The organism is Sediminibacterium soli (assembly GCF_009939225.1).
Lineage (GTDB): Bacteria > Bacteroidota > Bacteroidia > Chitinophagales > Chitinophagaceae > Sediminibacterium > Sediminibacterium soli.
In genome coordinates this window covers 1-13,436 of the sequence record NZ_JAACJR010000004.1, presented here as the reverse complement: position 1 = coordinate 13,436, position 13,436 = coordinate 1, and the positions used below count along the sequence as shown (strand labels likewise).

General features: G+C 48.7%; 6 protein-coding genes. 3 read left to right on the top strand and 3 right to left on the bottom strand.

What is annotated here, in order from left to right; all coding sequences use genetic code 11:
• Positions 1-15: 15 nt before the first annotated feature.
• The 3 genes from GWC94_RS03105 to rpoB form a co-directional block, all read right to left on the bottom strand.
• The gene (locus tag GWC94_RS03105; protein WP_161833564.1) at positions 16-600 is read right to left on the bottom strand and encodes an OmpH family outer membrane protein; all 585 of its coding nucleotides are present in this window, start codon (positions 598-600) and stop codon (positions 16-18) included.
• 150 nt (positions 601-750) lie between these two features.
• Complete coding sequence (rpoC, locus tag GWC94_RS03100) at positions 751-5,034, bottom strand: DNA-directed RNA polymerase subunit beta' (RefSeq protein ID WP_161833563.1); 4,284 nt, start codon at positions 5,032-5,034, stop codon at positions 751-753.
• 167 nt (positions 5,035-5,201) lie between these two features.
• Positions 5,202-9,005, bottom strand: a complete 3,804-nt coding sequence (gene rpoB / locus GWC94_RS03095) for a DNA-directed RNA polymerase subunit beta (RefSeq protein WP_161833562.1) — start codon at positions 9,003-9,005, stop codon at positions 5,202-5,204.
• 682 nt (positions 9,006-9,687) lie between these two features.
• Here rpoB and GWC94_RS03090 point away from each other — a divergent pair.
• From GWC94_RS03090 to GWC94_RS03080, 3 genes are all read left to right on the top strand, one after another.
• Positions 9,688-10,167, top strand: coding sequence for a hypothetical protein (locus GWC94_RS03090; RefSeq protein ID WP_161833561.1), 480 nt, complete (start codon positions 9,688-9,690; stop codon positions 10,165-10,167).
• A gap of 3 nt (positions 10,168-10,170) precedes the next feature.
• The gene (locus GWC94_RS03085) at positions 10,171-10,926 is read left to right on the top strand and encodes an Imm49 family immunity protein (protein ID WP_161833560.1); all 756 of its coding nucleotides are present in this window, start codon (positions 10,171-10,173) and stop codon (positions 10,924-10,926) included.
• 274 nt (positions 10,927-11,200) lie between these two features.
• On the top strand, positions 11,201-13,363 hold the full coding sequence (locus tag GWC94_RS03080; RefSeq protein ID WP_161833559.1) for a hypothetical protein: 2,163 nt from the start codon (positions 11,201-11,203) through the stop codon (positions 13,361-13,363).
• Positions 13,364-13,436: the final 73 nt, after the last annotated feature.

The following is a 13,436-nucleotide window of genomic DNA, read 5'->3' as shown; positions in this document are numbered from 1 at the left end:
TTCTCTGTATTGCTTTTATTTTTTGGATGGATAAAGTGCGTTGAGCCCTTTGATCACATCGCCGGTGATATCGTAGTTGCCGTCTTTCAGGTACATCAGGTCCGGTGAATTGGAGAAGATATAGGCATATCCCTTATCGCTGTTGTACTGTTTCAGAAAGTCTTCGATCTTCTTTTTCACATCCATCATCTTGCGGAAGGTTTCTTCCTGCATCTCATCGCTCATCATTTTCTCTTTTCCCTGGAAAGCTTTTTCCATCTGCATCAGTTCCTGCTGTTTATTGGCGAGCTCTGCCTGCGACAGCTGGGAGGCGATTTTCTGCGTTTCCTGGTATTTGCTGGCAAAAGTGCTTTTCAGGTCGCCCAGTACCCGGCTGTTGGCCTGGCCTTTGGCTTCCAGTTCCGAACGAACCGTTTTGAAGTAATCAAAATGCTCCTGTACAGAATCGATCTCGAAATAAGCGATCTTGAAATTACCGCTGGGCACCGATTTGGAACCCTCTGTTGCAAATGGTTTTTTAGCGGAAGAAAAATGCAGGTAAAAAAGCACCGCTACGGCCAGCACCAATGCGATATTCAATCCAAGGGTAAAATTTTTCATCGTGGTAAAGGGGTTATAGTTAGTTGGTTTCGGTTATGACAAGCTTCCGCAATATAGCGGAGTTTTTCAGCAGGAATGTGTTAAAAAAAGCAGGGAGCTTTCACACTCCCCACTTTCTAATTCCATGCAGAATATGTATGTTCTGTTGGCTTATTCTTCCTCGTCAAAGCTCATTGCCTCGCGGGTGGTGGCCAGTACTTCGTATTCTTCCTTGCTGCCCACGATCATGTTCTCGAAGTCTTTCTGGCCTGTGCCGGCTGGTATCAGGTGACCGGTGATCACGTTCTCTTTCAGACCCAGCATTGCATCGGCCTTGCCATTGATAGCGGCCTGGCTCAACACTTTGGTGGTTTCCTGGAACGATGCAGCGGAGATCCAGCTCTGAACACCCAGTGAAGCCTTGGTGATACCGAGCAGTACCGGTGTTGCGGTAGCCGGTTTGGCATCCCTTACTTCCACCAGTTTTTTATCAGACCTGCGGAGGATGGAATTTTCTTCCCTCAGCTCACGCAGCGTGATGATCTGGCCAGCACGCATCTTGGCGCTCTCACCTGCTTCTGTTACCACTTTCTTATCAAAGATCCTGTCGTTCTCTTCGATAAAGTCAAACCTGTCTTCCAGGTCCTCCTCGAGGAATTTGGTATCACCGGCGTCAACGATCTCCACTTTCTTCATCATCTGGCGCACGATCACCTCAATGTGTTTGTCGTTGATACGCACACCCTGTAAACGGTAAACTTCCTGGATCTCGTTCACAACATACTCCTGTACGGCAAACGGTCCTTTGATGGCGAGGATATCGGCCGGTGCAATCTGTCCGTCAGACATTGGCGTACCCGCTTTCACAAAGTCGCCATCCTGTACCAGGATCTGTCTTGTCAGCGGCACCAGGTATTTCTTCACCATACCATCCCTTGATTCAACGATGATCTCGCGGTTACCGCGTTTTACGTTACCGAAGGATACCACACCATCGATCTCGCAAACGATGGCCGGGTTACCCGGGTTACGTGCTTCGAACAGCTCGGTTACACGCGGCAGACCACCGGTGATATCACGGAGCTTACCCAGTACACGCGGTATTTTCACGAGTACCTGTCCGGCTTTCACCTGCTCTCCTTCTTCGATCACGATATGCGAACCTACGGGCAGGTTGTATTGTTTGGTTTCCTTACCGGCCACAATGATGGTAGGTATCTTGGTCTTGTCTTTTGTTTCGATCACCACTTTCTCACGGTGTCCTGTCTGCTCGTCAGATTCATCGCGGTAAGTGATGCCTTCGATTACGTTCTCGAATTTCACCTCACCGTTCAGTTCTGCCACGATCACGTTGTTGAACGGATCCCATGTACAGATCAGGTCGCCTTTCTTCACCTGTGTGCCATCCTTGATATTCAGTGTGGCACCATAAGGAATATTGTTGGTGATCAGCAGGCGGTCGTTCTTCAGGTCCATGATCCTTACCTCACCGGTACGGCCGATAACGATCTTGGTTTTTGCACCTTCGTTGTTCAGCGCATCCACGGTACGCAGACCGTCGAACTGAACGGTACCGTCGAATTTCGCAGCCAGGCCTGATTCCACCGATGCAGAGCCCGCAACACCACCCACGTGGAACGTACGCAGGGTAAGCTGTGTACCAGGCTCACCGATGGACTGTGCGGCGATGATGCCCACTGCATCACCACGCTGTGCCAGGTAACCTGTTGCCAGGTTCTTGCCATAACATTTCACACACACACCGCGTTTGCTTTCGCAGGTAAGCACGGAACGGATCTCAACCGTTTCGATACCGGCTTCCTCGATGGCTTTTGCATGATCGGAGCCGATCTCTTCGCCTGCCAGTATGATCAGCTCATCCGTTACGGGATGATAGATATTGTGCAGTGAAGTGCGTCCCTCGATCCTGTCTGCCAGCGGTTCAATGATGTCTTCATTATCTTTCAGTGCAGTCGTTGCATTGCCACGCAGCGTGCCGCAGTCTTCTTCGGAGATCACCACATCCTGTGAAACGTCTACCAGACGACGGGTAAGATAACCCGCATCGGCTGTTTTCAGGGCCGTATCCGCCAGACCTTTACGCGCACCGTGTGTTGAGATAAAGTAATCCAGTACGTTCAGACCGCCTTTAAAGTTCGAAAGGATGGGGTTTTCGATTACTTCCGAGCCTGTGCTGCCGCTCTTACGGGGTTTAGCCATCAGACCCCTGATACCCACCAGCTGTTTTACCTGTGTTTTGGAACCACGGGCACCGGAGTCGAGCATCATGAACACAGAGTTAAAGCCCTGTTTGTCTGTTGCCATCTCGCGGATCAGCGTTTCGGTGATCTTCATATCCACACGTCCCCAGATATCGATCACCTGGTTGTAACGTTCGTTGTTGGTGATCAGACCCATGTTGTAGCTTTCCCAAACCTCTTCCACTTCTGCTTTCGCATTCTCGAGCATTTCGTTTCTCACTTCGGGAACGATCAGGTCGTTTACGCTGAACGACAGACCACCGCGGAATGCCATACGGAAACCGAGGGTTTTGATATCGTCCAGGAACTTCGCTGTCTTCGGAACATTGGTGATCTTGATGATATCGCCGATGATCTCACGAAGGCTTTTCTTGGTCAGCAGGGCGTTGATATAACCCACTTCCACCGGTACATGCTGGTTGAACATGACGCGGCCAACGGTTGTATCGATGATCTTTTTCACCAGCTGGCCGTTCTCGCGCACATTGGTTTTCACCTTGATGTTTGCATGCAGGTCAACACGTCCTTCGTTATAGGCGATCATCACCTCATCCATGTTGTAGAACGTCATCCCCTGGCCTTTCACCACTTCTGTATCGGTGGTTTTCTTGCCTTTGGAGATGTAGTACAGACCGAGTACCATGTCCTGCGAAGGCAGGGTGATCGGCGTACCGTTCTGCGGGTTAAGGATGTTGTGTGAAGCCAGCATCAGCAGCTGTGCTTCCAGTATGGCGGCATTGCTCAAAGGCACGTGCACCGCCATCTGGTCACCGTCGAAGTCGGCGTTGAACGCAGAAGTCACCAGCGGGTGCAGCTGTATCGCTTTACCTTCCACCAGTTTGGGCTGGAAAGCCTGGATAGACAAACGGTGCAGCGTAGGGGCCCTGTTCAGCAGAACGGGGTGACCTTTCAGTATGTTTTCGAGGATATCCCAGATCACAGCTTCTTTTCTGTCCACCAGTTTCTTGGCGGATTTCACTGTTTTCACGATACCTCTTTCGATCAGTTTACGGATCACGAACGGCTTGAACAGCTCGGCAGCCATGTCTTTCGGCAAACCGCATTCGTGTATCTTCAGTTCAGGACCCACCACGATCACCGAACGGCCGGAGTAGTCAACGCGTTTACCAAGCAGGTTCTGGCGGAAACGGCCCTGTTTACCTTTCAGTACATCAGAGAGCGATTTCAGCGCACGGCCGCCTTCGGCTTTCACCGCATTGGATTTACGGCTGTTATCAAACAGTGAGTCGATCGCTTCCTGCAGCATACGTTTTTCGTTACGCAGGATCACTTCCGGCGCCTTGATCTCCAGCAAACGTTTCAGACGGTTGTTACGGATGATCACACGACGGTAGAGGTCGTTCAGGTCGGAGCTCGCAAAACGGCCGCCATCCAATGGAACCAGCGGACGCAGTTCGGGTGGAATAACGGGAATATATTGCATCACCATCCATTCCGGACGGTTGGTGATACGTGAACTGGCATCGCGGAAAGATTCCACAACGCTCAGACGTTTCAGCGCATCGGCCTTACGCTGCTGCGAAGTTTCGGTGGCAGCGGCGTTACGCAGTGAGAAGCTCAGTTCATCCAGATCGATCCTTTCCAGCAGCGCATGAACGGCTTCGGCACCCATTTTGGCAACAAATTTCTGCGGATCATCCTCCGGCAGGTACTGGTTGTCCTTGGGCAAATTATCGAGGATATCGAGGTACTCCTCTTCCGTCAGCAGATCACCCATGTTCAGGTTCTCTTTAATGCCGCCCTGGATCACCACATACCTTTCATAGTATACGATGGTCTCGAGCTTCTTGGAACTCATACCCAGCAGGTAACCGATCTTGTTGGGCAGGCTCTTGAAATACCAGATATGCACCACAGGCACCACCAGTTTGATATGGCCCATGCGTTCGCGGCGCACTTTTTTCTCTGTCACTTCCACACCGCAGCGGTCGCACACGATGCCTTTGTAACGGATGCGTTTGTATTTACCACAGGCACATTCGTAATCTTTTACCGGTCCGAAGATCCTCTCGCAAAACAGACCATCCCGCTCGGGTTTGTAGGTACGGTAGTTGATGGTTTCAGGCTTCAGCACCTCTCCGAAGCTTCTTTCAAGAATGCTGTCAGGAGACGCCAGGCTGATGGTGATCTGTGAGAAAGTAGATCTTGGTTTGTTCTCTCTTTTGATTGCCATATCGTTGTTACGATTAGTAGTTTTTTATTCTTGTTGCCAGCAGTGAACCCCGTCCCGTCTGCCGTTGCGTCGCACACTTGTACAGCGGTAACGCCTCCCGGCTTCGCGAATCGTGAAACGTTGATCGTGCGTAATGTTCACGCACGGTCAACGCCTCAGGTATCACCTTATTCAAATTTCAGATCCAGACCCAGTCCCCTCAGTTCATGCACGAGTACATTGAACGATTCAGGGATGCCCGGACGCGGTATGTTATCGCCTTTCACGATGGCTTCATAAGTCTTCGCGCGGCCGATGATATCATCCGATTTCAGTGTAAGCAGTTCCTGCAGGATGTTGGCTGCACCGTATGCTTCAAGTGCCCATACCTCCATCTCACCGAAACGCTGACCACCGAACTGGGCTTTACCACCCAGCGGCTGTTGCGTAATAAGACTGTATGGTCCGATGGAACGCGCGTGCATCTTATCATCCACCATGTGGTGCAGTTTGATCACATAGATCACACCCACGGTTGCCTTCTGGTGGAAGCGCTCCCCTGTTTCACCGTCATACAGGTGTGTATGACCGTTCAAAGGAATGCTTGCCTGCTGGCAGTATTCCTCGATCTGCATGGTAGACGCACCGTCGAAGATCGGTGTAGCGAACTTCATTCCCAGTTTCTTACCGGTCCAGCCTAGAATGGTCTCGTAGATCTGGCCCAGGTTCATACGGGAAGGCACACCCAGCGGGTTCAGCACAATATCAACAGGCGTACCGTCTTCCATGAACGGCATGTCTTCTGCGCGCACGATCTTGGCAACGATACCCTTGTTACCGTGGCGGCCGGCCATCTTATCACCCACTTTCAGCTTACGCTTCACAGCCAGGTAAACCTTCGCCAGCTTCAGTACACCGGCAGGTAATTCGTCACCGATGGAGATATTGAATTTCTCCCGCTTGTAACGACCCAGCTCCTCGTTGAATTTGATGCTGTAGTTGTGCAGCAGGATATTGATCTGGTCATCCGTTTTTGCGTCACCTGTCCAGCCCAGCGGGTTTACGTTCTGGTAATCGATGGTAGACAGGTTCTTCTGGTTGAACTTGGCGCCCTTGCCGATCAGCATTTCACCGAAGTTGTTGCTTACGCCTGTGGATGCCTTGTCTTTCAACAGTATCTGCAGTTTTTCGAGCAGCAGGTCTTTCAGCGAGTCGGTGTTCTGCTGGTGAACTTTCTCCACTTTTTCCAGCAGCGCTTTCTCACGGATCTTGCCGTTCTTGTCTTTCTTGGCACGCTGGAAGAGTTTTTTATCGATCACCACACCCTCTGTTCCGTTCGGCGCTTTCAGCGAAGCGTCTTTTGCATCGCCGGCTTTGTCGCCGAAGATCGCACGCAGCAGTTTTTCTTCAGGGGTGGGATCCGATTCGCCTTTCGGGGTGATCTTACCGATCAGGATATCGCCTTCCTTGATCGTTGCGCCGATACGGATGATACCGTTCTCGTCAAGATCTTTGGTCGCTTCCTCAGAAACGTTGGGGATATCCGGTGTCAGTTCTTCCTCACCCAGTTTGGTATCGCGCACCTCGAGTTCATATTCTTCAATGTGCACAGAGGTGAACAGGTCTTCACGCACCACTTTTTCACTGATCACGATGGCATCCTCGAAGTTGTAACCTTTCCAGGGCATGAATGCCACCTGCAGGTTACGGCCGAGCGCCAGCTCTCCGTCCTTGGTTGCGTATCCTTCCGTAAGGAAGTCGCCTTTTTTCACTTTCTGTCCTTTCTTCACCGCAGGACGCAGGTTGATACAGGTTGCCTGGTTGGTTTTGATGAACTTGGTGAGCCGGTACACCTGCAGGTCATCGTTAAAGCTTACCAGACGGTCGGCATCGTTGCGGTCGTACCGTACATGTATCTCGTTCGCATCCACGAACTCGATCACGCCGTTGCCTTCAGAGTGGATCTGGATACGCGCATCGCGTGCAGCCTTGCCCTCCAGACCGGTACCCACGATGGGCACTTCCGGACGGATCAGCGGCACAGCCTGGCGTTGCATGTTTGATCCCATCAGCGCACGGTTGGCATCATCATGCTCGAGGAAGGGGATCAGCGAGGCACTCAGACCAACGATCTGGTTCGGTGCCACGTCCATGTATTCCACTTCGCCCTTGTCAAGGATCGGGAAATCGCCTGTCTGGCGGGACACTACCCTCTCCTCCACGAAATTGCCTTTCTCATCCAGCGGAGAATTGCTCTGCGCAATCTTCGCAGTATCTTCTTCTTCCGCACTGAGGAAGCTCAGTTCTTTCATGTTCACTTTACCGTCCTGCACCTTGCGGTACGGGGTCTCGATAAAGCCCATATCGTTGATGGACGCGTGTACGCAAAGCGTGGAGATCAGACCGATGTTCGGTCCTTCCGGCGTTTCGATCGTACAGAGACGGCCATAGTGTGAATAGTGTACGTCACGAACCTCGAAGCCCGCACGCTCACGGCTCAGACCGCCTGGTCCGAGTGCGGAGATACGACGCTTGTGCGTGATCTCACTCAACGGGTTGGTCTGGTCAAGGAACTGTGATAACTGTGATGTACCGAAGAAAGAGTTGATCACGGAAGACAGTGTCCTCGCATTGATCAGATCAACCGGCGTAAACACCTCGTTATCGCGAACGTTCATACGCTCACGGATGGTACGCGCCATACGCGCCAGGCCTACGCCGAATTGTGCATAGAGCTGCTCGCCCACGGTACGTACGCGACGGTTGCTCAGGTGATCGATATCATCTATCTCCGCTTTCGCATTGGTAAGGCGAACCAGGTATTTGATGATCTCGATGATATCCTGCTTGGTCAGCACTTTTTTGGTCAGCGGGTAATCCAGGTTCAGTTTGCGGTTGATCTTGTAACGGCCAACTTCGCCCAGGTCGTAGCGTTTGTCGCTGAAGAACAGTTTGTCGATGATACCGCGCGCTGTTTCGTTATCGGGGGCATCGGCACCGCGCAGCTGGCGGTAGATATGCTGAACCGCTTCCAGTTCACTGTTCGAGGTATCCTTGTTCAGTGTGTTGTAGATGATCGCGTAATCGCCGCCCACATCTTCTTTCTGGATGAATACGCTCTTCACATCCATCTCGATGATGGTGCTGATCGCTTCTTCATCAAGAACGGTGTCACGCTCCATGACGATCTCGTTACGCTCGATGCTCACTACCTCGCCGGTATCCTCATCCACGAAATCTTCCACCCAGGTACGCAGTACGCGGGCAGCGAGTTTCTTGCCAACATGATTGGCGAGCGTTTTCTTATCGGCTTTCACCTCGTCGGCCATGCCAAACAGTTCGAGGATATCCTTATCTGTTTCAAACCCGATGGAACGCAGCAGCGTGGTAACCGGGAATTTCTTCTTACGGTCGATATACGCATACATCACGTTATTGATATCGGTGGCAAACTCCATCCATGCGCCTTTGAAAGGGATCACACGGGCAGAGTAAATTTTAGTACCGTTGGGGTGGATGGACTGGCCAAAGAACACACCGGGTGAACGGTGCAGCTGGGAAACCACCACGCGCTCGGCGCCGTTGATCACGAAGGTACCGCGGGGGGTCATGTAGGGGATATTACCCAGGAACACATCCTGAACGATGGTCTGGAAATCCACGTGCTCTTCATCATTACAGCTGAGGCGGAGTTTCGCTTTCAGCGGAACCGCGTACGTAAGGCCGCGCTCCATACACTCTTCAATGGTGTAGCGGGGCGGGTCAATAAAATAATCCAGGAACTCCAGCATGAAAATGTTACGCGTATCCGTAATCGGAAAGTTCTCTTTGAACACGCGGAACAGGCCCTCAACATTACGTTTGTCGGGTGTTGTTTCCAACTGGAAAAATTCTCTGAAAGATTCTAACTGGATGTCGAGAAGATCAGGCGCTTCAGCCAAATGTTTGGTTTTTCCAAAGCCTACCCTGTTGTTCGTTGTAGTAGTTGACATATTTGTATAAAACCGGTTTTGTACACGAAAAATTTTGGGGAGAACAGACTTCTCTTAGCGTACAATCGGCGCATCTACCATTCAAACAAACGATAAAAATGTCCACCCGCTAAAAAAGACCCAAAAATAAGGATCGCAAAGTTAAGGATTGGGAAGGAAATTAGAAAACAAATTTTGGACCAAACAGATGTTAAAATCAAAACTTTTCCGCCGTTCTGCCATATCGGCGGAAGGGAACAGATGAACAGATGAACAAGGAACAAGGAATTTTGAATAGGAAGCGGGTCATTAATTAATTATTATACTGATAATTAATTAAAAACGTATTTAGAATATATTTATTGCAAATTGTTAGACAGTCTCTCTATGGTATACCTCTTTTTCGCAATTTAACCCATGTTTCAAATGATGGGCAACATTCATCTTAAGACCAACGTATTTCCCCTGGGAGAGGCGAATTTTTACGTTATCGGGTAAAATGCTTGCATAATTTGAACCGGGGTATTAGGTTTTGGCCCCTTTTTTAACCATCCGCTGATACCCAAAGAACTATTGCCCTATAACCCGTTGGAAAAGCATGAGGACAAGTATGCATTTTTGAAAGAGATAGGGTAATAACTTTAATCCTAACCAAATCTAAAAAAGCATATTACCACTCAGGAAGATTTAACTTTTGGAAAGTTTGAAACTTTCCAAAAGTTCCCCTTTACCTACCCTGCAGAGCCTGAGAACGAAGATTGACGATATCGTACTGAACGGCGATGCTTTGGGAACAAAAACAGAATCCATTTGCGATGACATTTTCCAAACCGATGGCTTTGTAAAGCATGAGGCCAAACTGCCAGGTAATAACGGATTCGATGGCGTGTACATTAAACAGGATGCGGCGGGTAATGTGGAGGAAATTATTATTAATGAAGCAAAGCAGGTTGGGAATGCGGGGAATATTAAATTGAATGCAGGAAATCCACAAACGCCATTAGCGCCGCAAATGAGCGATAGATGGGTTGAAGATGTAATTCGCAAAATGAAAGCACAAGGAGGAAATTTGGATGCTTTAGCGAATGTTTTGTCTGCGAATGAAGATAAAATAGTTAAAACGGTTACCGCGGTGGACAAGAGTACCCAAGAAATAGTAGTTTTAAAATTAGCCAAATATTAAAAGATGCTTTCACTCCGTGAGATTTACACAGATAGTATAAGAGGAGAAAATGAAGCGGTAAATAGAATTTTATCGCCCCAAACCAGCTCAGTGCAATACAAGGGTGATATTACCAGATTATGGTATATTAATGAAGAACAGGCACTGGGAAATTTATTCCTAAACAAGAACATCGGGGAATGTAAGCAATGTTTTTACAGATGCGGGCGTATAGATGAATACGAAATCAAAAAATATGATGCCAGGATACTTGATTGGGGAACTAACCATTTGTTACACGCTACTCTTAGTGACAATATTCCTTTAATGCAGCGGTATGCCAGTTTAAGCCATACTCATTATGCCTGGATGGTGGAACGTGGGCATAGTACATTGACATATGCCATTCAACAGGTGATAAAGGAAGACTGGGAGAAACTTAGGTGGTGTCTTGACATTATGTCTGCTAAAAAACCAGCGACTAACAAGGGTATATTACCAGACAGAAAATTTTTTGAAGGCATGATTGCAAGGGACAGAGTAATGATCACAGAAGCAATACTGGAACTGTTAGAAGCAAAAACGCACAAAAGACGCAACAAGAACGCAGGTATTGCACAGGAATATATCTCCACTCCAGCCCTGGGTTACACAAAACTGGCATGGCTGAAGGGAATCGAAATAGAGATAGACCATCCGCTGATACCCAAAGAACTATTGCCCTATAACCCGTTGGAAAAGTATGAGGACAAGTATGCATTTTTGAAAGAGATAGGGTAATATGAAATTCCCTGAATTATAGTATTCACTGCCCCATCCTGAGAGTGTAAAATAACCCGTACCAAAGAACAATCGCATAGCTGATGTTGGTCGCCTCGACCAGCATCCATTCTCTGCAGAAAGCATTGCCCATAGCTGATATGCTCAAAAAAGGTGTTTTCACCCCCCTTCCGCCCGGCCGGTGGTGTTGTTTTCACGGAATCTTTACAACGAGTTACCGGAACGCTTGCACAATTTGATTTCAGGTGATAGGTTGGCGTCAAATTCGGCTGTTATGGCAAAAATCAATGAAAAGCTTTTCCGGGATCTTGTTTTAGGGATATTCCTGGGCGCTTCCCTTTTTTCCTGTCGGAAAACCGATATCCCACAACAAACAAAAGCGGTAACGGATATGGAAACCCGCTTTTTCGCGGATCATCGAAGCGGCGATGTTGACGAAAAGGCCATTGTGGACTTTGTCAGGAGGGCTAATGACAAGAATTCGCTCCTGGCAAAAACCGTGGAAAGGATTGGCTATCCAAGATGGGATAAGACCATGAAAACGCAGAAGAATCTGGCATCGCAATCGATCTCGAAAGCAATGGGAACGTCAGGGCCATCCGCAGCTGGCAATACCGGGTACTATGATATCTATTATGTACCATTTGTTCGTGATTCGCAGAATTATGTAAATGCGGCAATGGTAATAAAAGCTTCAGCAAAGGATACTTCCATCAGCTATTTATGCGACTGGCAGTATAAACGGATGGCTAACAGCAGCAACAGAATTAATGATAAAGCAGAATACATGGCTGTGTTCTTTATGGTCTTAGACAATAAAGTTTTCGGACATACCCGGTTCAAAATAACCGATCAATCGCTTTTTGCCGCCAATAATAACCGGCCCACAGAAGTAACCTTAGGTCTCAGTAAATCAGAGGTGGATGATAAGCCCTCTTATATGTATTATGCGCAAACATGCTTAGATGTTACAGTATGGTATGTACCCAATACATGTACATATAACGGGGGAGTTTGTTATGGACCCGGTGGAAGCTGTGACCATTGCGGCATTCCACAATGTCCAGCTCTCAGTTCAGTTACATTTAGTTACTGCTGGGGTGAATGGATATATACTGATGGCGGCGGGGGTGGAGGCGGGACCGGTGGAAGTGGCGACACCGGAGGCGGAGGTGGTGGAGGCGGACCTGTGCCCCCCGATCCCTGTGGTGGAGATAATAATCCTGTCGTACCTGCAAACGTCGGCAATCACGCATCCGGCAATGTCAAATCATTCAGCGAGCCCTGTAATCCAAATCCGGGATGGACACCTTCAGGATATGACCGGCCCATAGATCCTTCATCCGAGATATACAGTAATGACCTTGGCAGAATGATTACGTACGGTGAAATTACCCAGGCTTTTGAGAACAATCCGGGTATGATCGACGCTGTGGAACAGGAGCTGGATTTTAGCGAACACGGATATCTCTTACTTCCCGGAGATATGGCAGCCGATGTGGCGGTAGAATATTTCACCTTAAAACTCCTTCACCCGGATTGGAGTAAGGTCAGGCTTATAAGCACTGCCTACTGGAACGTATTGCGCGAAACAGTTCACTTTTACCTGGATGTAGCAGGTATTGTGCCGGTTATTGGCGATGCGGTGGATCTGGTGAATGGAGCGATATATTTTGTGGAAGGCGACCAATTGAATGCAGCAATAAGTGCAGGCGCTGCAATACCCGTCTGGGGCTGGACCGCGACCGCCGGTAAATGGGTGAAGAATGCAACAAAAACCCTCTCAAGGCCATTAACGGATGCTGCCGGGAAATTGGCTTTCAGAGCTGTCAAAACATCGAAAGGCGTTTTTCGCTTTATTAAGGTTGCTGCAGAAACTTTTTCCCACTCAGCTGTTAAGGCATTAAAAGCCGTACAACCGGCAGACCAATCCCTTACTAATCTGAGCCGTCAACTGGTAGACGAGGCAGGCCACCGGGTTGCCCCTACCCTGCAGAGCCTGAGAACCAAGATTGACGATATCGTACTGAACGGCGATGCTTTGGGAACAAAAACAGAATCCATTTGCGACGACATCTTCCAAACCGACGGTTTTGTAAAACACGAGGCCAAACTGCCGGGTAATAACGGATTCGATGGCGTGTATATTAAACAGGATGCGGCAGGCAACGTGGAGGAAATTATTATTAATGAAGCAAAGCAGATTGGGAATGTGGGGAATATTAAATTGAATCCGGAAAATTTTACAACAGGTTTAAAACCGCAAATGAGCGATGAGTGGATTGAGGGTATAATTCGTAAAATGCGACAGCAAGGGGGAAACTTAGCCGCTTTATCGGACGTTTTATCTCTGAATAAAAATAAAATAGTCAAAACGGTTACGGGAGTGGACAAGAGTACACAGGAAATAGTAATTTTAAAATTAGCTAAATATTAAAAAAAGATGCTGCCACTTGGTGAGATTTATATCGGTAGTATAAGGAGGGAAAATGAGGCAATAACTAGAATCC